Source organism: Micromonospora sp. DT228 (genome assembly GCF_049841595.1).
GTDB lineage: Bacteria > Actinomycetota > Actinomycetes > Mycobacteriales > Micromonosporaceae > Micromonospora.
In genome coordinates this window covers 161,093-182,506 of sequence record NZ_JBNCKO010000013.1, presented here as the reverse complement: position 1 = coordinate 182,506, position 21,414 = coordinate 161,093, and the positions used below count along the sequence as shown (strand labels likewise).

17 protein-coding genes and 2 riboswitches are annotated in these 21,414 nt (G+C 71.9%); of the genes, 5 read left to right on the top strand and 12 right to left on the bottom strand.

The genetic code is table 11. The features are described from left to right. Positions 1-6: 6 nt before the first annotated feature. The 4 genes from ACLQ29_RS24580 to ACLQ29_RS24565 form a co-directional block, all read right to left on the bottom strand. Entirely contained in the window at positions 7-159 is a 153-nt protein-coding gene (locus ACLQ29_RS24580) for a hypothetical protein (RefSeq protein WP_425773828.1), read from the bottom strand. A gap of 81 nt (positions 160-240) precedes the next feature. Next, positions 241-3,195 (bottom strand): ATP-binding protein, encoded by a 2,955-nt coding sequence (locus ACLQ29_RS24575; protein WP_425773827.1) that lies wholly within the window; start codon positions 3,193-3,195, stop codon positions 241-243. Positions 3,196-3,324: 129 nt separating this feature from the next. Then, positions 3,325-3,819 carry a hypothetical protein gene (locus ACLQ29_RS24570; RefSeq protein ID WP_425773826.1) on the bottom strand — a complete coding sequence of 165 codons (495 nt, stop codon included), beginning with the start codon at positions 3,817-3,819 and terminating at the stop codon, positions 3,325-3,327. Then, entirely contained in the window at positions 3,816-4,583 is a 768-nt protein-coding gene (locus tag ACLQ29_RS24565; protein WP_425773825.1) for an SDR family oxidoreductase, read from the bottom strand. Before ACLQ29_RS24565 ends, ACLQ29_RS24570 begins: the two co-directional genes overlap by 4 nt. A gap of 228 nt (positions 4,584-4,811) precedes the next feature. Here ACLQ29_RS24565 and ACLQ29_RS24560 point away from each other — a divergent pair, with 228 nt between their 5' ends. Further along, entirely contained in the window at positions 4,812-5,627 is an 816-nt protein-coding gene (locus ACLQ29_RS24560; protein WP_425773824.1) for an NAD-dependent epimerase/dehydratase family protein, read from the top strand. A 10-nt stretch (positions 5,628-5,637) separates the two neighbouring features. Here ACLQ29_RS24560 and ACLQ29_RS24555 read toward each other — a convergent pair whose 3' ends face one another. Beyond that, the gene (locus tag ACLQ29_RS24555) at positions 5,638-7,824 is read right to left on the bottom strand and encodes a hypothetical protein (RefSeq protein WP_425773823.1); all 2,187 of its coding nucleotides are present in this window, start codon (positions 7,822-7,824) and stop codon (positions 5,638-5,640) included. A 246-nt stretch (positions 7,825-8,070) separates the two neighbouring features. Further along, positions 8,071-8,514 carry a hypothetical protein gene (locus ACLQ29_RS24550; protein ID WP_425773822.1) on the bottom strand — a complete coding sequence of 148 codons (444 nt, stop codon included), beginning with the start codon at positions 8,512-8,514 and terminating at the stop codon, positions 8,071-8,073. Between the two features lie 146 nt (positions 8,515-8,660). Between ACLQ29_RS24550 and ACLQ29_RS24545 the strand changes: the two genes are divergently transcribed. Together ACLQ29_RS24545 and ACLQ29_RS24540 are read left to right on the top strand one after the other, a co-directional pair. After that, entirely contained in the window at positions 8,661-9,011 is a 351-nt protein-coding gene (locus ACLQ29_RS24545) for a PadR family transcriptional regulator (RefSeq protein WP_425773821.1), read from the top strand. 130 nt (positions 9,012-9,141) lie between these two features. After that, positions 9,142-9,495 carry a hypothetical protein gene (locus ACLQ29_RS24540; protein ID WP_425773820.1) on the top strand — a complete coding sequence of 118 codons (354 nt, stop codon included), beginning with the start codon at positions 9,142-9,144 and terminating at the stop codon, positions 9,493-9,495. A 37-nt stretch (positions 9,496-9,532) separates the two neighbouring features. Here the strand turns inward: ACLQ29_RS24540 and ACLQ29_RS24535 are convergent, their stop codons facing one another. The 5 genes from ACLQ29_RS24535 to ACLQ29_RS24515 are packed head-to-tail and all read right to left on the bottom strand — an operon-like array spanning position 9,533 to position 16,892. Further along, positions 9,533-10,387: an ECF transporter S component gene (locus tag ACLQ29_RS24535; RefSeq protein WP_425773819.1), complete on the bottom strand. Its 855-nt coding sequence runs from the start codon at positions 10,385-10,387 to the stop codon at positions 9,533-9,535. Further along, a complete protein-coding gene (locus tag ACLQ29_RS24530; protein WP_425773818.1) occupies positions 10,384-12,018 on the bottom strand; it encodes an ABC transporter ATP-binding protein in 1,635 nt (544 codons plus the stop codon). The genes ACLQ29_RS24535 and ACLQ29_RS24530 overlap by 4 nt, the downstream gene beginning before the upstream one ends. Next, positions 12,015-13,211 (bottom strand): CbiQ family ECF transporter T component, encoded by a 1,197-nt coding sequence (locus ACLQ29_RS24525; RefSeq protein WP_425773817.1) that lies wholly within the window; start codon positions 13,209-13,211, stop codon positions 12,015-12,017. Before ACLQ29_RS24525 ends, ACLQ29_RS24530 begins: the two co-directional genes overlap by 4 nt. 4 nt (positions 13,212-13,215) lie before the next feature. Continuing rightward, the gene (locus tag ACLQ29_RS24520) at positions 13,216-14,166 is read right to left on the bottom strand and encodes an LPXTG cell wall anchor domain-containing protein (RefSeq protein ID WP_425773816.1); all 951 of its coding nucleotides are present in this window, start codon (positions 14,164-14,166) and stop codon (positions 13,216-13,218) included. Then, positions 14,163-16,892 carry a prenyltransferase/squalene oxidase repeat-containing protein gene (locus tag ACLQ29_RS24515; RefSeq protein ID WP_425773815.1) on the bottom strand — a complete coding sequence of 910 codons (2,730 nt, stop codon included), beginning with the start codon at positions 16,890-16,892 and terminating at the stop codon, positions 14,163-14,165. The genes ACLQ29_RS24520 and ACLQ29_RS24515 overlap by 4 nt, the downstream gene beginning before the upstream one ends. 93 nt (positions 16,893-16,985) lie before the next feature. Further along, positions 16,986-17,103, bottom strand: a riboswitch (cobalamin riboswitch). Positions 17,104-17,170: 67 nt separating this feature from the next. Continuing rightward, positions 17,171-17,292: riboswitch (cobalamin riboswitch) on the top strand. A 106-nt stretch (positions 17,293-17,398) separates the two neighbouring features. On the opposite strand from ACLQ29_RS24515, the gene ACLQ29_RS24510 reads away from it, so the two are divergent. Continuing rightward, positions 17,399-18,832 (top strand): hypothetical protein, encoded by a 1,434-nt coding sequence (locus ACLQ29_RS24510; RefSeq protein WP_425773814.1) that lies wholly within the window; start codon positions 17,399-17,401, stop codon positions 18,830-18,832. A 117-nt stretch (positions 18,833-18,949) separates the two neighbouring features. On the opposite strand, the gene ACLQ29_RS24505 is transcribed toward ACLQ29_RS24510, so the two are convergent. Further along, positions 18,950-20,296: a lysine N(6)-hydroxylase/L-ornithine N(5)-oxygenase family protein gene (locus ACLQ29_RS24505; RefSeq protein WP_425773813.1), complete on the bottom strand. Its 1,347-nt coding sequence runs from the start codon at positions 20,294-20,296 to the stop codon at positions 18,950-18,952. A gap of 126 nt (positions 20,297-20,422) precedes the next feature. Here ACLQ29_RS24505 and ACLQ29_RS24500 point away from each other — a divergent pair, with 126 nt between their 5' ends. Next, positions 20,423-21,367: a methionyl-tRNA formyltransferase gene (locus ACLQ29_RS24500; protein ID WP_425773812.1), complete on the top strand. Its 945-nt coding sequence runs from the start codon at positions 20,423-20,425 to the stop codon at positions 21,365-21,367. Positions 21,368-21,414 lie beyond the last annotated feature (47 nt).

The window sequence follows — 21,414 nt, the reverse complement described above, 5'->3', positions numbered from 1 at the left end:
TTCGACCTACAGGGGTTGGTAGGGGTCGTGGTTCTTGCGGTCGTCGGCACCGTCGGCGTCATGGGCGTCGGGGGCGCTGCCGCGCGGCTCGCGGGGAAGCTCGGGTGCGGGTGGGTCCTCGATGGCGGCGTCGTCACGCGCGACGTGTCGCTCAGGCACGCATTGCCCAGTGGCTATGGATCACGAAGCCATGCTCGGGGTGCACGAGTGGCCGTCGCTATCCAGCGGATACGTCAATTTTCACGACGGGACGTGGAGGGAGTCCTCTTCGGCGAACACTCCGGCCTCCACCGCCTTGACCGCGAGCGCGGTCCGGGAGGTCACCTTCAACTTGCGCATCGCCGCACGGAGCTGCTGATCCACTGTGGCCGGCGACTTGGCCAGGATCCGGCTGATCTCCCGGTTGGTCTTGCCGGCGACGACAAGTTGGACCACGTCGAGCTCACGCGGTGAGAGCTGGTCGCCGTACCCTCGTCGACCGCCGCGCCACAGTCGCGGAACCTCGGCGCCGTGTTCGCGAAGCCGCTGCGCGACCCGGTCCGCGTCGCCGCGGGCTCCGAGCCGGAACAGGTGCTCGTACTGTGCGGCCAGCAGCTCCCGGCCCTGCTCGACCTGGCCGTGCGCGACGAGCGCCTCGGCCTGACGCTCGCGGGCGAGCATGGCGTCGTAGGGGCGCGGCAACGCGCTCCAGGCGCGCGCCGCCCGATCGAAGGCCGTCGCCGCGCGGGCGTGGTCTCCGCTCGCGGCGAGCAGCAGGGCACGGCACACGGCGAGCGCGGCGCGGGGCGCGGGCGCCGTACGGCCACGCAGTCCCCTGGCGAGCTGGTCGCCCAGGCGGGTCGCGGTCCTGAGGTCACCCTGGGCGAGGTACGCCTCGATCTGGGCGGGGACCAGGTCCGTCGCCCAGATCCAGATGCCCTTCCTCCGGACGGTGTCCATCGGCTCGTTCGTGACCTGCAGAGCCCGGCCGCTGTTTCCGTCCGACAGCCACAGCCTGGCCAGCGCCGCGGCGGCCTCCATCGTGTCGTCGGCCGCGCCGAGACGGGCGGACTCCTCGAGGACCAGGCGGAACTGCTCCTCCGCGGCGCGCCGCCGTCCGGCCGCGGCTGCCAGCCGGGCCGCGAGGCGGATGCTGCCGAGGTAGTGCGCCGGCCGGTCCCGGTCGGCGTCGGCGAGTGCCGCGCTCTGCTCGGCGAGACCCTCCCACCGGCCGGTGAGCCACGCCAGGTTGGCCTGTTCGAGTCGGACGTTGAGTTGCAACCGGGACGCCTGCTCGGTCTCGGCGAGGTGCATGGCCACGGCGAGGTGTGTGTCCGCGTCGGCGTACCGGCCCCAGATCACCGCGCCGGTCCCGACGTTCGCGTGGATGCGCGCCACGTCGAGACGCTCCGCCGAGGTCGCGCCGTCGACGGGCAGGCCGGCGACGACGTCCCAGGCCTCCTCCTCGCCGAGCATGAGCAACGCCGCGGCACGGTTGCCGGCCAGGTTCAGCCGCTCCGCGGGAGAGGCGAACCCGGTGGTGAGCTCGGCGGCGCGATCCAGCCAACGCCGGTGGGTCGACGCCGGCCACGGCCCCGCGTAGGCCCAGCCGAGGTAGGTCATCGCCCGGGCCGCCTCGACCGGGTCGTGGTCGAGGTTGGCCACCGCCTGCTCGAGCTCGCTGAGCGCCGCCTGCGCCTCACCCGCGGTGATCAGGAGCCGACCCAGGGGGTTGCGGATCTCGGCCTGCTGGCGGGCGGAGAGGCCGGGGGTCTCCAGCACCGCGCGCAGGGTACGGATCACCCGGTGGTGGACCTGGTCGACCGGTTCGCGACGGCCCAGTGCGGCCACCGCGGCGATGCGCGCCACCCGCGCCCGATCCGGCGGCGGCAACACGGCCCACGACAGCAGATCGACAAGCATGTCGACGGCCTTGGTGTGGTCCCCCGATGCCACCGCCAGCTCGGCGCCCTGCTCGGCGTACCGCGCCCAGGACGGCGTCTCGCCCGCCGCGCGGAAGTGGTGGGCGAGGCGTGCGACAGGCGGCGGGTGGACGTGCTCCAGGGCGCGGCCGGCCAGCAGGTGGAAGTGCCTGCGGTCGGTCAACGGGATCGCCTCGTAGACGGCCGTGGCGGCCAGCACGTGCCGGAATCGCCACTCGCCGCGGTCGTCCGCGTCCAGGACACCGGCGTCGGCCGCTTCCGTGATGGCGCCTCGACACTCGGCGGGTGACAGGCCGGCGGTCACCGCGATCGCGGCCACCGACGACCGCTCAGCCAACGTGGCCGCGGCCCGCAACACCTGCTGCGCCGGCGGCGACAGGCGACCCACCCGTTCCCGGGTGGAGTCGCGCACCGTTGGCGGCACCCGTAGCTCGCGCAACTTCAGCCGGACCCACTGACCGTCGCGGAAGACGAGGTCGGCGCGGTCGTACATGAGGCGGACCGACTCCTCCAGCGCCAGCGGGAGGCCACCGGTCCGCTCGTGCATGAACGTCGCGAACTCCTGCGAGATCGGGTTGCGGTCCAGCATGGAGGACACCAGCGCCGCCGTGTCGTCGGGTCGCATCGGCGCCAGGGCGATCCTCAGCTGGGTCACACCGGCGGGCAACCGGGACGTCAGCCGCAACAACAGCGATCCGTCGTCCACCTCCTCCGGCCGGTAGGAGACCACGAGGCTCGGCCCGTCCGTCTGCTGCCGGGAGGTGACGAACAGCAGGAACTCCAACGTCATCTCGTCGGCCCAGTGGGCGTCCTCGAGCACGAGAACGTCGACACGCAGGGCCCGCAGCAGCTCGTCCAGGGCACGGAACAGGCGATGGCGGGCCGCCTTCGCATCGTCCAGGGGCGGCAGTGCGGGCGGCAGGTCCGCGGACCATTCCGGGAACAGGGGCCGCAACGCACCCGCGAGCGCGCTGAGCGGCAGTCGCGACACCGGATGGTCGATCCCACGGAACGCGTCGACGATCGGCCCCAACGTCAGCGACTCGCGAAGCGGTGGGCACACCGACACCAGGGCGCTGCGCCGGTCGGACGCCGCCAACCATTCCCGCAGCAGTCGGCTCTTCCCGATCCCCGCCTCGCCCTCCACCAGCACGATCGCCGGTGGCCGGGCCAGGGCGCCCCGGAGCGCCGCCATCTCCCGATCACGGCCCACGAAATCCGGTGTGGAGACCGTCGGCGCGGTCCCGTTGTCCTCGGGCGAGGGGTCGGGCATGCGTGATGATCTCGCTTTTCGCAGCTCGGGCGCAAGTGCCGGCGGCGGCCCGCGTAGCGGGATCCTCGGGCGGAGCGATGCGGTCGCCACCGATCTGGCGGGGTCGAGCGCCGTCCATCCGGCGCTGCCTCAGTCGGTCCCTCGCTGACGGTGGCGGCGATGCCTGGCGTCTCGGATGAGGGTCAGGGCGATGACGAGAAGACCGAGCAGGGCGACGACGGCGTTGGCGGTCGTGAGGAACACCGCCTCGCCGGGGCTGGCGTGGCCGAGGTGAGTCACATGGAAGAAGAAGTGCGGTATCGCGAAGGTGGAGAATGCCGCCGCCGCGGGGATGACGAACGCGGCGCGAGGTGCGACGAGCGCGATGCCGAGGACGACGGCCAGGCCGAGGGTGGCGCTGCCGAAGTCTCGCGCGTAGTGGTCGCTGAACGGCGGGGTGAGGGTGACGGTCGGAAAGTTGTGGTAGAAGCTCTCGGGGAAGAACTGGTTCCAGAACCCGACGACGAGTTCGTCGAGGAAGAGGACAGCCAGGGCGATCCGGATCAGCACGGTCAGCCCAGAGCCCCGTCCGTCTGGTGCGGCGAACCGCGGCGCGGCGGGCACGGGTGACCGGCCTTCGGTCATCGGGTCCGCCCGTTGGGCTCCCGCGCCGCGGGGGTGGCCAGCCACGTGTCGAAGGTCTGTGTGCCCCGAGGGCCGGGGGCGGTGGGCAGCAGGCCGTCTCCGGCCATGGCTCGACCGGTCGCTCCCGGCAGACGGATGGGCAGGACGACGCGGTAACGTCCGCGGGCGCGCAGCAGGCGACGGGCCATGTCCGGCATGCGCAGCTGTTGCGGACCAGCGATGTCGGGGACCCGCCCTGCCGGGGCCGCCAGGGCGAGGTCGACGAGACAGTGGGCGACCTCGTGGGCCGCGATCGGCTGGATGCGCATCTGGGGCACCACCGCGACCGGGCCGGGAACGGTGGCGAGCATCTGCGCGGCCAGCTCGTGGAACTGCGTCGAGCGGAGCACCGTCGCGGGCACCGCACCGTCCAGGACGAGCCTCTCCTGTATTCGTTTGCCCGCGTAGTAACCCCAGTTCACCCGGTCGACGCCGACAACCGACAGTGCCACGTGGTGCCGCACCCCGACGCGCTGGCCGGCGGCGAGGAGGTTGCCTGTCGCCGTGGCGAAGAAGGTCTCCGACCTCTTCCGGTTGACCGTCGACACGTTGCTGACGTCGATCACGACAGGTGTGCCGGTCAGGGCCTCGTCCAACCCGGAACCGCGGATCAGGTCCACGCCTGTGGAGCGGGCGAGGATGACCGGCTCGTGGCCGGCGGCCCGTACGGCGTCGACGACGAGACGTCCGACGCCGCCGGTCCCACCGGCTACCGCGATACGCACCGAACTGCCTCCCGTGTCGCGTTCGCCATACCGTCGCAGGGGTACGTCGCCCGGTCCGGCCGCCGGGGTGATCGGGACCTCAACCGCTGTGCGGCCTCTGTTGTTCTACCTCCCGGATATTCTCAGTAGGGCGCAAACTGGGCAGCGGACCCCGAACGGGTGTGGCCCGACGATGCATGCGGAGCTGATCGCCGCTCATTGCGACCGAACTGACGGAGAGGCACAGTCATGCGTATCGTTCTCGCCGGTTCGACAGGCGTCATTGGTCGCCGGCTCGAGCCGCTCCTGACCGCCCTCGGGCACGAGGTCATCGGGTTGTCCCGCACCGGCCCGGTCCCCGTCGACGTGCTCGACCCGGACGCGGTGACGGCAGCCGTTCGCGACGCTCGGCCGGACGTGGTGATGCACCAACTGACAAGCCTGAACAACCGCGATCTCGCCGCCAATTCGCAGCTACGGCGGGTCGGGACCCGCAACCTGGTCGACGCGGCGCTCGCCGCCGGGGTGCGCCGGATCGTGGCACAGAGCATCGCCTGGGCGTACGGCCCGGGCGCCGAGCCCGCGACCGAGTCGATGCCGCTCGACCTCGACGCCGCCGAGCCGCGGCAGACCACCGTGGCAGGAGTCGCCGCGCTCGAATCCGCAGTCGCGGAGGCGCCCGAGTGGGTCGTGCTGCGGTACGGCACCCTCTATGGGCCGGACACCTGGTACGCCCGCGATGGCCTGATGGCCCAGCTCGCCGCCGCCGGCCGGGTCCCCGCCGACGCGAACGTGAGTAGCCTGCTGCATGTCGACGACGCTGCCACCGCCGCGGTCGCCGCTCTGGAGTGGCCCGGCGGCGTGGTGAACGTCTGCGACGACGAGCCCGCCGCCGCATCGGAGTGGGTGCCCGCGTTCTGCGCGGCGGCCGGAGTCCCGGCACCCGCGGTGACAGTGGGCGAGCGGCAGGGCTGGGCGCGGGGAGCGAGCAACCAACTCGCCCGCACGCGCCTCGGCTGGGCCCCGAGCTATCCCTCCTGGCGAGAGGGATTCGCCACCGTCTGAGCGGTCCGCTTCACCGGCGAAGGCGTTCGATCAACGTGCGGACCGCCTCGGCGTACCGCTGGTCCGATCCGGCGGGCCGGTGCCCCTGGATGGGTGGCGGCACGCTGTCGCCGGGTGGGGCCACCACGTCGGCGGGGTCTCGTAGCCGCCGGTCCACCGTCGACGACGGGTGGGCCACGGTGACCGGCGCGACTGTCCGATGGGCGGAGAATATCCAGCCGCCGATCGAGTCGGTGTCGCGCCACAGATTCACCCATCGCCACCCGACTCGATCGCCGATCTCGTGCAGCACATCGTCGTCGACGAAGGCGGGGAACAGTCGCGCGTAGAGTCGACTCAGCGGTGACCCATGGGTGAGGAGTGCGACTCGGCTGCTGATGTGCGGCGGCAATTGGAGCACTGTCGCGGCGGCCAGGACCGAACCATGGCTGTGCGCGGTCAGCAGCACGGCGTTGCCGCGCGAGACCAGGTGGACAATTCGTCGGGTCAGCTCCGGCACGGCTCTTTCGGCGTAGCAGGGCGGCGCGAACGGGTGGGCGGCCCGGGGCCAGAACGTGCCCAGGTCCCACAGGACACCGACGTGGCGCCTGAATTCGACAGTCCGGTAGGCGAAGATTCCGCCGACGGCCAGGCCGAGGATGATCGCGGCGATCCCCCAGCTACCGAACGCGATGGAGAAGGTGATCAGGCTGCCGGGCAACCGTGCGTACCGCTGCACGGATTCGCTCGGGAGCAACTCCAGCAGACCGACGGTGGTGGTGGCCGTGCCGAGCCCGGCGAGACAGGCGTAGACCACGGCCAGTGGGACAAGTCTCTCCGTGAAGCGAGCCCGAGCTATCGCCTTGCGCACCTGCCGCAGTCGGGTCGCTGCTCCGGCCGGACGATCCGGGTAGTCGCACGCCACGATGGCCGCCGCGGCACGCAGTCGGCGGCGTCGGGAGATCAGGACGACCGGAACCGCTACCACGAGCGTGAACAGCACGGCCCGGAAGAAGCCGAAGATCGCCCAGGTGAACGCCTGTGGCAGGCCGGCGGCCAGACCCTCTCCGGTCGGCGCGTCACGGTCCAGGAGATCCGCCACCCGATAGACGAACTCGGCGGACACCGCCACCGCCAGACTGACCGCGCCGGCCGCGATCACCAGCGCACCCAACCCGAGCAACGGGACGCCGCCCCGCCGCCGGTCGCGGCGCCAGAGCAGCACGGCTGCGAGGGCCGCCAGCAGGGTCGTCTGGGCAACGAAGAGCGAGGTGAGGATCGAGCCGTAGCCGGGCAGGCCGCTGCCGCCGTTCCACAAGGTCGGACTGGCCAGGACGTGCGCAGTTACCACGATGGTCAGGGCGATGGCGACCGTCCGCACCGTGCGGGTGAGTCGGTCCAGTCGCGGGTCGGAGGCGGCGCGGTCGATCAGCCGGGGCATGCAGAGTAGGACCACGCAGGTGGCCAGCACCGACCCGCTGGCCACGGCCAGCGCGATCGTGCCGGCCGTGGCGCCGCTGGCGGCTCGGGCGGCGAGCAGAGTGACGTCGAGTGTCGCGAACGCCGCCGCGACGTGAATCGAGCGCAGCCGCCCCACAAGTGGCCCGGCGTCCCACTGGCCGATCTCGCTGAGTCGATGCTCGGAGACCTCGTCCGCGGGAGCCCGAAACGCGTCGAAGACCTTCCCCGGTCGTGCGCTGGCCCGCCAGAGCAGGCCGATGGCGGCGGCCGGAACCACCGCGAGTACCGCCAGGCGCAGGCCCACAGGTTGCCCACCCAGCCAGGACAACCAGACGCGCCCGGCCAGGCAGCGTGACGAGCCCATGCATCTCCACGCGACCAGGTCCAGCGTGACGCCGGCGAAGGCGAGCACGTACAGCGCGGTGAGAGTGAGCGCCAGTAACCGGCACAGGGATCTGACCAGCGCATCCGAGCCGGGGTCCGCCGGTCGCATCCAGATGGCCAGGTTGGCCAGCATGAACGGCAGCAGGAACACCAGCGACAGCGTTCGGACCACGGTCCCGGAGGGCAGGTCGGCCCAGCGGTACGCCTCCAACGTCACCCGTTCCCCGCTGCCGCACGAACACTTGCGGCGAGGTCGGTAGAAGCCCCCACTGCGGTCGCCCGCGACCTGCTCGACCTCCGACACGTCCAAGACCTGGCCGGCGCTCGCGGTGGCGGCCCCATGAACTCGCAGCTCCACCACGTCGTCGCACATCCGCGGCCCGCTCGACCCCGCTGACGAACCCGACATCGGACCCCCCCGGAGCACTGTCGGCGGCGAGCCGGGTGAACCCAGCCGGGGACCCCGCACCAGTCGGGGCGGTGTACCCCGCCCGAGGAAGACCAACCGTGCGCCTGTAGAGCCCGATTCTCCCGAGCGGTTCGGAAAGGCGTGTCCGTCGGCTCGCCGCTGAACACGCCTTTCGAAAAAATCCGGATGGCGGCTGCTTATCCGACCAGATCAGGCGGTCGGCACCGGCGCCAGAGCTGCCGCGAGGGCCTCGGCGTTCTTCTTGTCCACCCGGGGGAAGGTCAGCGTGATGCCGTCCCCCGCGCCGCCGAAGGCGAGACGCAGCAGGCTCACCACGCCGATCTTCGCCTCGGCGAGCGCGACGTGTTCGCGGGGCACCTCGCCGAGCACACCCGTGCCGGGCCCGCCGAGGAAGGTCTGCGGCAGGAAGATCAGTCGCTGGTCGGTGAGCACGACGAACTGCTTCTTGGTCCGCGCCAGCGCGGCGCCCGACGCTCCGGCAGCCGCCTGGATCAGCCCCTGCGTGACCGCCGTCCCGAACCGACTGGCCGAGAAGCCTCCGACCAACGCTCGGGTCGCGGTGATCGGCCGCTCCCCCGGCAGCAGGACCGGCGCCACCCGCTCGAACGCGCGGGTCTGGAGCTTCTGGTTCATGGTGTCCTCCGTCGTTGACCGTGATCGCCGCTGATGGTACGGAGCAGGCCACCGGGGGCTATCCGTCGATCAGCCGCATGATCATGACAGTCGGGTTGCACCCCGACTAGGTTGTGTTGCTGACTAGTCAGCGGTACTTTCTAGTCATGGGCGACGAGCCGCAGTGGCCGGCACAGTGGATGCGAGGCGTCCTGGAGCTGTGCGTGCTCGCGCTTGTCGGCGAGCACGAGACCTATGGCTACGAGATCGTGCAGCGGCTGAAGACAGCGGGGTTCGGCCAGGTCAAGGGCGGCACGCTCTACGCGATCCTGTTGCGGCTGGAGGAAGACGCCCTGATCGCCTCGGCGTGGCGAGATGGCGCTGGCGGCCCCGGCCGGAAGTACTACGTGATCACCGATGCCGGGCGGGCCACGCTGCGCGCGCGCTGTGACAACTGGGCCGCCTTCGTCGCGACGACGTCCGAGCTGTTGACCACCACGGGGATGGAAGCACGATGAGTGACTCCTACAGCGATCAACCCGCGAGCTGCTCTGGGCCGGTCCGCCGGCGGTCGGCTCACTGGTCCTTGTCGACGGGCTGTGGGGCGCGCTGAGGGGAGATCGGGCGGAGATCACCCTCGGCACGGCGATGGTCGCGGTGCTCCTGCCCCTGGCTGCCCTCCTGCTGGTCGCAGCATTCACGCGCGCTCGCCGGTGGGCCTACGTCGTTGCCGCGTCGATCGGAGTGGCAAGCGTCGCGCTGCTGTGGGCCGGCGACGGGCTGGTGCTGGTGCGCTATCCGGCGTGGATCGCGCTGTGCTGTGGCGCCGTGTTGTTGGTGGCCGGCCTCGGCCTGGTCACCACAGCTGACCGGGACCCGGTGATCGATCCACGAACCGGCGGAGACCGTCACCCGATGACCGTACGGATCGCCGTGCTGGCGGGCGGACCGATGGTGCTCGCGCTGATCCTGCTTGTGGTCGTCGCACTGCTCGCCGACTGACCGAGCGCCAACTGACACCGAGCGTTCGGTCGACGGCTCAGTGACGAGGCGGGCTATCAGTCGACGCGGCTCCACGGCCGGTTGGGGGCAGCGCAGCGGCGGGCGTGAACGTCGCGGCGGCCCGGAACCGCGCCCGTCGGGCCGCGCGTCGGAACGCGCCGAGCACGGCCGGTCCGGCCAGGGTGACGAGGATGGCGGTGGTGACCGCCCGCCCGGTGTCCCAGCCCAGCGAGGTGACGGTGAAGAAGGTCAGGTACCTGTGGAGTTGCTCCAGGGCCGGCAGTCCCGGCTGGTACGCGATCGAGCTGGTCGGGTCGAGCGAGAACGGCCAGAAGGACAGATTGAGCATGAAACCGAAGAAGTACCCGCTGATCGCGGCGTAGGCGGCGAGCAGGACGATCTCGGCCCGCCCGCGCACGCGGGGCAGCAGGCCGGCGAACATGCCGACCCAGGCGCAGCCGAACATCTGGTACGGCATCCACGGCCCCACTCCCCCGGTGAGCAGGGCGGAGGCGAACAGCGAGGTGCAGCCCAGCGCGAAACCGAAGCCGGGCCCGAACACCCGGCCGGCGAGCACGAGGATGAAGAAGACCGTCTCGATGCCCGCTGTGCCGGCGCCGAGTGGTCGCAGGGCCGCGTTGATCGCGGACAGCACCCCGAGCATGGCGAGTGCCTTGGCGTCGATCCTGCCGTCGGCGATCTCGGCGAAGATGACGGCGAGGACCAGGAGCAGCAGCACCCCGAACATCAGCGGCGGGGTCTGGGTGGAGCCGAACGTGCCCGGCGCGACGACGAACGGCCACAGGAACGCGACGAAACCCAGGAACGACGCCATGGTGATCGCGAGCACGGCGCGCAGGGGCACGCGGACCGCGACGTTCAGTGTCGTCATGCGGGCACCGCCGGATCGTCGAGGGCCGCGGCGACCTGCCCGACCGTCAGGTACGGCAGCGGCGCGAGGATCTTCGCGACCTGCGGGGCGAACGTCGGCGACGCGGTGAGGACGGCCGGAACACCTCCGGCGGCGACGATCTCCCCGTCGGCCATGACGACGACCCGGTCGGCGGTGGCGGTGGCGAACTCGACGTCGTGGGTGGCCACGACGACGGCACGACCCTGCGCGGCGAGGCTGTCGAGAGTACGGGTCAACGCGGCCTTGGCCTGGTAGTCCAGCCCTCGGGTGGGTTCGTCGAGGAGCACCACACCGGGGGTCACGGCGAGTTGGATGGCCAGGACAAGGGCGAGTTGCTGCCCGGCGGACAGGTCCCGGGGATGGCTGTCGCCGTCGATTCCGGCGGCGATGCCGTCGAGCAGGCGTCGGGCGGCGCCCGGCTCGGCGCCGTCGCGGTCGGCCTGGTCGAGTTCGGCGTCGACGGTGTCCAGGTACAGCAGGTCGGTGGCGGTCTGCGGGACGAGGCCGACGAGTCGGCGGGCCTGGCTGGCGCTGACCCGACCTGGGTCGAGGTCCCCCTGCGACGCGTCGGACACGACGATGGTGCCGCCATCCCGGCGACCTGATCCCTGTAGTGCCCAGAGCAGGGACGACTTGCCGGATCCGTTGCGCCCCATCAGGGCGGTGATCTCACCGCGTACCAGGGTCAGGTCGACTCCACGGACGGCGACGACGGTCCCGTGCCGGACGATCACGCCGGCGGCGGTGAGCGCGGTCTGGGCGTCGGCGTGCGAGTGGCGGTGCGGCCGCGGTGGTGTGTCGGGTAGCCGGTCGCGCAGGGTGGTCGCGTGCCGGCGGGCGTCGCGTACCGACAGGGGCAGCGGTGACCAGCCGGCCAGGCGTCCCAGCTCGACCACCGGCGGCGCGACGGTGGCGGCAGCGATGAGCGTGGCGGGCTCACCGTGGCGCACGGTGCCGTCGCGGGCGACGTGGATGAGCCGGTCGGCGTACGGCAGGACGCGTTCCAGGCGGTGCTCGGCCAGCACGACTGTGACGCCGAGGTCGTGGACCAGCCGGGTGATGGTGGCGAGGACGTCGTCGGCGCCGGTCGGGTCGAGCGCGGAGGTGGGTTCGTCGAGGACGAGCACCCGCGGGTGCGCGGTCAGCGCCGCGCCGATCGCGACGCGTTGCTGCTGACCGCCGGAGAGTTCGTGCAGGCCACGGTGGCGCAGGTCGGCGAGGCCGAGCAGGTCGAGCGTCTCCTCCACCCGGGTCCGCATGACCGCCGGGTCGAGGGCGAGTTGCTCCATCCCGTACGCCAACTCCTCCTCGACGGTGTCGGTGACGAACCCGGCGACCGGGTCCTGCCCGACCACGCCGACCAGGTCGGCGAACTCACGGGGAGGGTGATGGGCAGTGTCCCGGTCGGCGACACGCACGCTGCCTTCGAGGGTGCCGCCGGTGAAGTGCGGCACGAGGCCGTTGATCGCGGCGAGCAGTGTCGACTTCCCCGCCCCGGTGTGGCCGACGACCAGGCACAGCTCCCCCTCGTCGATGCCGAGGTCGACGTCGCGGAGGGTGGGGCGGGGCGCGCCGTCGTACGTGACGCTGACGCCCTCGAAGCGGATCATGACGGCGCTCCTACGGTGTCGACTGATTCGCGTCGCGCGGCGGCGGGCTGCGGTCGGTGCGGGCGCGGCGGTGTCGGTGCGGCGACCGCCGCGACGGCGGCGACCAGGATCGCGGCGGCCGGCAGGGCGGGCAAACTGGGCCAGTGCAACGGATAGAGGCTCGGGTTGAGCGCGGCGGGGTCGTAGCCGGTGCCGGCACCGAGCACGACTGCCGTGACGACGCCGCAGCCGGCGACCGTCCACTCCGGCCACTGCCACGGGTCGGGTCGGTAGCGGCTGCGGGACACCCGTCGCCCACCGAGAGCGATCCCCGCCACACAGAGCAGGACGCCGCCGCCGAGGCCACCGAGCCCGACCGGGCGCGGCACACCCGGATCGAGCAGACCGTACGCGCCGACGCACAGGCCGGCCATGCCGGTGAGCATGAGGACCCCGGTGAGCCGTCGCGATCCCGGTGTGGCGGTGCCGACCCGGCCGTAGCCACGGGCGTCCATGGCTGCGGCCAGCCGCAGCGACCGGTCCAACGCGTCGTGCAGAACCGGCATCACGATGGCCCGTACGGCGCCGAAACCCCTGGCCCGCCCGGCACGAAGTCGGCGGGCACGGGCGACCCGTTGGACGCTCTCCACAAGTTGCGGTGCGACGCTGAGCGAGACGGTGACAGCGACACCCAGTTCGTAGAGCGCGCCGGGCAGGACCCGCAGCGCGCGCTTCGGGTTGGCGAGGCTGTTGGCGGCGCCGATGCAGCAGAGCAGGCAGGCCAGGCGGAGCCCGTCGACAGCGGCGGAGAGAGTCGCCTCCAGGGAGACCGGGCCGCCGATCTGGATGCCCGCGTACCAGTCGGGTGTGGGCAGGTGCGGCAGCCGGAACAGGATGTGGTCCTCGGCGGTGATGCCGGACGCGAAGACCGTCCGGAACACCACCCGGATCGCGACGACGAGCAGAGCCAGATAGAGGTAGTAGCGAAACGCTCGCGCCCAGGGGGCGTCGGTGCGGCGGGCGGTGACGACGAACCCGAGCACCGCGAAGATCAGCAGCAGCAACAGCGGGTTGCTGGTGCGACTCGCGGCGGTGGCCAGCGCGAGCGCCCACAACCACCAGGCCACCGGGTGCAGGGAGCGCGGCAGCCGGGAGACGGCGAGCCGGTGGAAGAAGCCGTGGTGGCGGGTGACGCCGGTGCGGGTCGGGCCCATCGGGTCAGGCGCGGCGGCGGCGCCAGCCGGCGACACCGCCAACGAGGGCGAGCAGGGCCAGCAGGCCGACCGTGATCAGCGCCGGCAGCGCCGAGCCGGTGTCCTCGCGGGCAGCCGTCGCGGTGGGTGCCGCGTCGAGGATTCGTGGTTCCTCGGTGGCGGCGCTCGACGGTGGGGACGCGACAGGCGCCGGGGCTGTCGTCACGGTGGCCAGCGGCGTCGGCGTGCCACTGGGCGGGACCGAGGCCTGCGCTCCGCCCGGTGGCAGGCTGGGCTGCGGGTTCCCGGCTCCGGGACTGCCGGCTCCCGGCGGGTTGCCAGCGGCAGGCGGGTTGCCCGCGCGTGGCGGGTTGCCCGCGCCGGGCTGGGCCGGGGTGGGCGCGGCCGGTGGCGCGGCGGTGGTGGTCGCGCCGATCGGCGTGCTGTTGCGGGCCCGGACGCTGTCCGGACTGAACCGGGGGCGTCCCTCGGTGCCGCCGATGTCGGTCGCCCCGAAGATCCACAGGTCGACGCTGCCGGGCTTGGGCTTGTAGCTCATCGCGCCGAGTTGGCTGTAGACCCAACTGTTCTGCCCGGGGTCGGCATGCCAGTACGACCAGTACGCGCTGGCCGGCGGAGTGAGAGCGCACTTCTCGTCCGCCGGGGTGGGGTACTGGGTGCCGCCCTGGTGGCCCGCGTAGCCGATCCGGCAGATGAACGCGGGCCCGTCGTGCTGCGTGCCGGTGGTGCGCCAGCCGCCCTGGTTGAGCAGTTGGTAACCGGTGGTCGGGGTGGTGCCGCAGGACCGCAGGAGCGGCCCGCCCCACCTGCTGAAGTCGACCGCGAGGATGACCCCGGACGAGGTGGTGCACTGCCCGGTCGGCAGCGGATCGGCAAGCGCCGGCGCGGGTGTGCCGACCACTGCGGCGACGATGGTCAGGGCCGCGATGGGGCGCAGACACCTACGGGCCGTCATGATCCACCGCCAGCGCCGGCCACCGCGCGCCGACGGGCCGAGATCCGCAGCAGGACGCCCGCGACGACGAGCACGAACGCCAGCAGGGTGATCGTGATGATCGACAAGCCGGTGCGGGGCAGGTTGCCCGACGAGTGACCGCCGGTGCCGGCCGACGGCCCCGTCGCAGCGGGGGTTGCCGACGGGGTCGACGACTGGCTCGCGGTCGGCGTCGGGGTCGGCGTCGCGCTCGGCGTCGGCGTGCCGGACGGGTCCGGACCCGGCAGTTCGTGCACGTCCCGGGTCAGGGTGGCGAACGAGATCCCTGTCGCGCCGCCGACGACCTGGGTGGACGCGCGCACGTCCGAGCCGGGCTGTCCCCCGGCGGCGACGGTGAACCCGCCGTCGTCGTTCTGCTGACCGGCCAGGAACGACAGCGCCTTGTCGACCTGTCGGGCGTAGGTGTCGCCGCGCAGGGTGAGGCCCTGGACGGCGAGCGCTGTGGAGTTCGTGGAGTCGCCTGCCGCGCCGGGGAAACCGCCGTGCTCCTTCTGCGCCGCGGCGATCCAGACCAGTGCCTTGTCGACGGCGGGGACCGCCGTCGGGTCGTCGGTCAGCAGGGCCAGGGCCATCGCCGCCATCGCGGTGCTGTCGACGTCCCTGTCGGCGTCGCCCGCCGGGATGAGGCTGGGGAACGACCCGTCGGCGCGCTGGAGACCCTTGAGGAAGGCGATCGGTGCGGCGGCGGCCTCGCCCTGTCCGGCGCGGAGCTGGGCGATGATGCCGAGCGACTGGCCGAAGACCGAGGTGGCGTACGCGTAGTTGCCGGCCCCGGCGCAGCCGGCCTGTGTGTCGACCTTCGCGCAGGTCACGTCCTTCAGCGCGGCGATCAGGTCGTGACCGCCGAAGGACCGTGGGTCGTAGCCGGTGACCTGGGCGAGCAGCGCCATCTTGCCGATCGCGCCGCCGACGGCGGAGTCGGTGCCGACGCCGAGCCAGGTGTCGACTGTGAATCCACTGTCGCCGACCGCGCCGCCGCCGCGCAGGAACTCGACGATCGCGCGCAGCTTGGCGTCGTCCCCGCCGGTGGCGGCGAGGGCGTACGCGCCGTCGATGCTCAACCCGAACTCGGGGAAGCCGGGGAACGACTCGTAGTACCTGCCGTCGATCAGGTTGCTCGGCGCGACGAGGTAGGACACCCCCTTGACCAGATCGGGTCGCGGCCCGGCCTGCGGCGGCGACTGACCCAGGGTGGCCAGGTTCTTACCGGCCAGCGCGAGCGCCGCCGCGGCGGTGGCGTCCAACTCCGCGTCCGGGTTGCTCGGGTCGCGGCTGAGCCCACCGCCGGTGACGATCCGACCGACAAGGAAACCGGTGGCGGTGGCGGCCCTGTCGGTCACCCCCAGCACGGCGAGGGCCTGCGCGGCGTACCCGGTGAAGTAGGTGTCGGTGAACCCGGCGCCGGTGTACGGCTGGTAACCCCCGTCGGTGTCCTGCGCACCGGTCAGGAACGCCTTTGCCGAGCCCAGCGCCGCGTCCTGCCCGCCGAGCGTGTGCAGCGCCAGGACGGCAAGCGTCGTGGCGGCGAGGTCCGGATCGCAGCCGTCGCCCGGGGAGAGCCACCGGTCGCCGAAGGCCCCGGTCGCGCACTGCTGCTCGGTGAGTCGGGTGACGGTGGCGGCGGGCGGGGTGACGCCGGCCCGCTTGAGCGCGAGCAGCGCGCTCGCCTGGGCCATCGGCCCGGGCGCTCCGGCGAAGTCACCTGCGGCGGCGCAGCCGGCATCGGCGTCGGTCGCGGCGCAGACCCGGTCGGTGAGTGTCGTGATCAGATCCCGGCCGCCGAAGGCGCGGGGATCACCGCCGGTGCTCGTCGTCAGGAGTGCGAGGTTGGCGACGTTGCCGGTGTGGGGTGCGGCGGACTCGCCGTCCGGGAAGATCGCCGCGTCGACGTGCGTCCGGAGGTAGTCGACGATCTTCGTGCGGGCTTCGTCCTGCCCGCCGGTCGCGGCCAGGGCGGTGGCGACGGCGATCGTCCGGGAGTAGTCGACCCACCCGTAGTCGACGTGGTCGCCGTCGGTGAGTTGCTCCACCAGGTAGCTGCCGACGGCCTTGACCTGGGCTTCGGTCGGCCGCGCCGGGTCGGTCGGCCCGGCCGTCGTGGTGGGCGAGGGAGTCGGCGTCGAGGAGGGCGTCGGGCCGCTCGCGCGCACCGACGCGGGGGTGAAGTTCGGCGCCCCGGTCGTGCCGCCGATGTCGGTGCCGCCGAAGACCCATGCCTCGACCTCGCCGGGGCCCGGCCGCTGGGACATCGCACCGAGTGGACTGTAGGTCCAGTGGTCCTGCCCGGCCGGTGCGATCCAGTAGGACCAGTAGGCAGTCGCCGGCGGCGTCAACTGGCACGCCTCGTCGGCGGGCGTCGGGCGTTCGGCACCGGACTCGAAGGCGGGTGAGCCGATCCGGCAGATGAAACCGGGGCCGTCATGGGCGGTGCCGGCCGTGGTGAAACCCGCCTCGTGCAGCAGGTCCAGACCCGTGGTCGGGGTGGCGTCGCAGCCCCGCAGCAGCGGCCCGCCCCACGGCCCGAAGTCGACAGCGACGACAGCGCCCTGGGTCGGCGTGCAGGACTCCAGCGGATCGGCGATCGCACGGGTCGGCACCACGAGCGCCGCCACGCCAAGCGTCACCGCGGCGACGAACGCCAACCACGCCCGGGGAACACGCGGCGTGCGACTGACAAGTGGGGACATGGCGACTCTCTCGGGGGTAGCGGCGCAGGCGCGGACGCGGACCCCGAGGACAAGTCTCGGAAACCTGGCTCCGCGCCGTGTACCTCGACGGCGCTGCGGTGCACTATCCAGCCAGGTAATCCGACTCGTCCCGAGAAAACGGGACCTACGGCTGCGGGCCAGCGCCGGACTTTGACCGGCTTCCCCTGACTGCTGGATCGCGGCCATCGGACCACACCCGCGACCACGCCGTCAACGCGAGCCGCTGTCATCTAGCTAACAGCGCGCGGTAGGGGCTTCCTCCCATACGGTGACCGCGTCATCGCGTGGGGGAACCCGGTGGGAATCCGGGGCTGACGCGCAACGGTGAGGACGGTCCGCCGTCCCGAGCCCGACTACCCACGTGGTGACGCAGCACCTGCGGTATCCGTCCCACGCGTCCTGCGGCCGGCCCGCCCCGCCCCCGCCGGCTTCCCTGTCGGGCTCTGGGTCGAGGCAGTCGTGCCCCGTACCCCCAAGGAGACCCGATGTCCTCGCGCCTTTCCTCCGGCAGCCGCCGGAGACGTCTCGCGACAGTCCCCGCCGCCGCGCTGATCGCCACCGCCGTCGCGGTGACTGCCGGTGCCGCACCGGCCGCCGCGACCTCGACGCCCGCGCAGATCGCCACCGCCCGGACCAACGGCGTGGCCTACCTGCGGACGCTGCAGGCGGCCGACGGCAGCTACGCCAGCGGCGGGTTGTCGAACGAGTGGGCGTTCAGCGCGTTCGCCCCCGCCGGCGTCGCGGCCGTGGACGTCTACCCCTCCGGGGACACGACCAAGAACGCCCGCACCGTCTACCGCAACCAGCTCTCCGCCGCGTCCTGGCCAAGCGCCTCGCCCGTCGTCACCGACTACGAGCGCGGCGTCCTGAACGCCTACGCGGCAGGCATCGACCCCGCTCGGGTCTCCCCCGCCCGCAACCTGATCGCCGACACCATCGCCTACTGGCAGACCGGCTCGCCCGGCTACTACGGCCCGCCCGCCAACGTCAACGGCACCATCTTCGCCACCCTCGCCCTGGCCGGGGCGAAGACCCAGACCGGCGGCGCCCGTGTACCGCAGGCACTGCTCGACCTCTCGGTCACCCGGATCCGCAACAACCAGCACAACGACGGCGGCTGGACCTTCAGCCAGGCCGAGGGGAACGCGAGCGCACTCGCCACTCCCGGCGACATCGACATGACCGGCGCCGCCATGGCGGCCCTCTGCGCCGCAGGCGTGCCCAACACCGACACCGACATCGTCCAGGCGAAGAACTTCCTCAAGGGCAAGCTCGTCAACGCCTCGGGCGCCTTCACCTCGATGTTCGGCGTCAACACCGACTCCAACGCCTGGGCCGTCTCCGGGCTCAACGCCTGCGGCATCCCCAGCCAGGGCACCGACTTCACCACCACCGCCGGCAAGACCCCGATCGACTTCCTGCGCGCGCAGCAGCTGACCGGCGGCGGGTTCAAGTACCTGCCGACAAACACCACCCCATCGGCGTACGCGTCGATCGACGCGGTCCGGGCCCTGGCCGGCGCCGGCTACACCGCCGCTCCCCCGACCCCGGTCACCTCGGGCGCCCCCACCTGGGTCGCGGCGAGCGGATTCACCGCCGGCACCGCCACGCGGCTCGCCGTGATCATCGACAACGGCAGCGGCAGCATCACGCCGTGCGCGGTCACCCTGACGCCGACCGCCGCCACCACCACCCTCGGCGCCGTGCTGGACGCCGCCGTCGGGGCGGCCACCCCCGGCGGTTGTGTCACCGCCCTCAACCCGACAAGCGGCACCGGCACCATCACCTCGATCAACGGCCTGGCCAACAGTGGCTCGTCCACCTGGAAGGTCGCCCGAGACGGCGGCACCCCGGCCACCGCGACGCGCGGCACGACCGTGACCGTCGGCGACACCATCTACCTGCGCTACGGGGTCTGACTGTCGTCCGGGTGCTGACGTGGCCAGCGGCGGCTCACCCGCTGCCGCTGGTCACCCGTCCGGCTGCTGGTTGGTCAGGTGAGGTGCGGAAACGCGCGGCTCCGGATGGGTGTTCCGTCAGTCCGGCACGCCCGCGCTCACCGCGACGCGGGTGGCCATCGGGCGGTCGTCGGCGCGGTGGCCGACGATCGAGCCGAGAATCTCGCCGGCGCGTACGGCCGCGTTGGACAGCAGGGAGGCACTGATGCCGTGGGAGTGTTCGGTGCCGCCCTGCAGGTAGACGTTCGCCAGCACCGACGCGTCCGCCCGGATCCGGTAGTCGCGCTGCACCACGGCTCGGCCGAACTCGTCCCGGTGGTAGTAGCGGGCGGCGGCGTCGAGCAGCGGGAACGGATCGACCGGCTGGTAGCCGGTGGCGCAGATCAGGACGTCGGCGTCGAGCACCGACACCGCACCTGTGGTGAGCGTCTCGACGGTCACCGCCACCCTGCCGTCGTGCTCGCGGGCCCCGGTCAGACGGGACATGTTGAGCAGGCGCAGCCGCTGGACGCCGTTGACCTTCTCCTGGTAGGAGCGCCGATAGAGTTCCTCGATGAGGTCGGCGTCGACGACCGCGTAGTTGGTGTTGCGGTGGTAGTTCATCAGCATCGTCTTGACCTCGGACGGCGCGGTGAAGTAGTCGTCCACGGCGGCCGGGTCGAAGATGCGGTTGGCGAACGAGCTGTCGTCGGCCGGGCTGTAGCCGTACCGGGAGAAGACGCCGCACACCTCGGCGGACGGGAACCGCTCGTGCAGGAACGCGGTGACCTCGGCGGCGCTCTGGCCGGCGCCCACCACGACGAACCGGGACGGGTCGGTGCCGTCGAGCCGGTCGATGTTCGTCAGGAGGTCGCGGCTGTGCCAGATCTGGTCGGAGACCTCCACGCCGGCCGGGGTCTGCGGGAGCAGCCCGGTCGCGACGACGAGGTTGCGCGCGCGGTACGAGTCGACGCCGCCGCTGTGGCGCACCAGCACGTCGAACGCCTCGACGACGCCGTCGCGGAGCACCGGAACGACAGTCGTGACCTCCTGGCCGTAGTGCACCAGGTCGTCGACCTTGGCCGCGGCCCACTCGAGGTAGTCGTGGAACTCGACGCGCAGCGGGAAGAAGCTCTTGTGGTTGACGAAGTCGACGAGCCGCCCCCGGTCCTGCAGATAGCAGAGGAAGCTGAACTCGCTCGTGGGGTTACGCAGCGTGACCAGGTCCTTGAGGAAGGACACCTGCATCGTCGCGTCCGACAGCAGCATGCCGCGATGCCAGCCGAACCGGGCCTGGCGCTCCAGGAACACGGCGGTGACCGGGTCCGCCCCGGCGCCGTCGTTGTGCTCGCGCACCGCGACCGCCAGGGCCAGATTGGACGGACCGAAGCCGATTCCGACCAGGTCGTAGACCGGAATTGCGCCGTACGGAGCGGCCTGTGACATCGGCAGTCCTCATCGTCAGGTCGAGTGGGTCGACACCCTGCACGTGGAAGAGCCGCCCCCGGGGACGGCGCGAAGCTAGGTTAGACTAACCTAACTTTTGCTGACTTGGATGGGCCAGGAGGAACCGTGCGGGTAGTCATGTTCGGGTACCAGACGTGGGGGCATCGGACCCTGCAAGCGTTGCTGGACTCGGAACACGAGGTCGCCCTCGTGGTTACGCATCCGCCGAGTGACCACGCGTACGAGCGGATCTGGAGCGACTCGGTCGCCGACCTCGCGGCGGCGCACGGCATCCCGGTCGAGGTCCGTGACCGGCCCGACGACGATCTGCTGGTCCCGCTGGAGAAGGCCGACCCGGACGTCATCGTGGCGACCAACTGGCGCACCTGGATTCCACCGCAGATCTTCGAGCTGCCCCGGCGGGGCACGCTCAACGTGCACGACTCGTTGCTCCCCGCGTACGCGGGCTTCTCGCCGTTGATCTGGGCTCTCATCAACGGTGAGAAGGAGGTCGGGGTGACCGCGCACATGATGGACGCGGAGCTGGACGCCGGAAACGTCGTGTTGCAGCGATCGGTCCCGGTCGGCCCACGGGACACCACCACCGACCTGTTCCACAAGACGCTCGAGCTGTTCGGGCCGATCACCGTCGACGGCCTCGCGCTCATCGCCTCCGGCAAGACCGACTGGACGCCGCAGGACCGCTCGAAGGCCAGCTTCTTCCACAAGCGCTCCGATGAGGACAACCGCATCGACTGGACCTGGTCGGCGGAGGAGCTGGACCGGCTGGTCCGGGCGCAGTCCGACCCGTACCCGAACGCGTACGCGTTCCACCAGGGCCGGCGTCTGCGCATCGTCGCCGCGTCCGTCTCGCAGGGCATCTACGGCGGTACACCCGGCCGCATCTTCTTCCGTGAGGGCGACGCCGTCGTCGTCGTGGCCGGCGCCGAGGCCCGCCGTGGCAGAAGCCGTGGTCTCGCGATCGAGCGGGTCCGCCTGGACGACGGCACCGAGCTGACCGCGACGGAGTATTTCCGCACCATGGGCGGCTACCTCACCAGCCACCCGTGACGCGAGGGCGCTGATTCGTTCGGGCCTCCGGGGCTCGCGCCGATGGG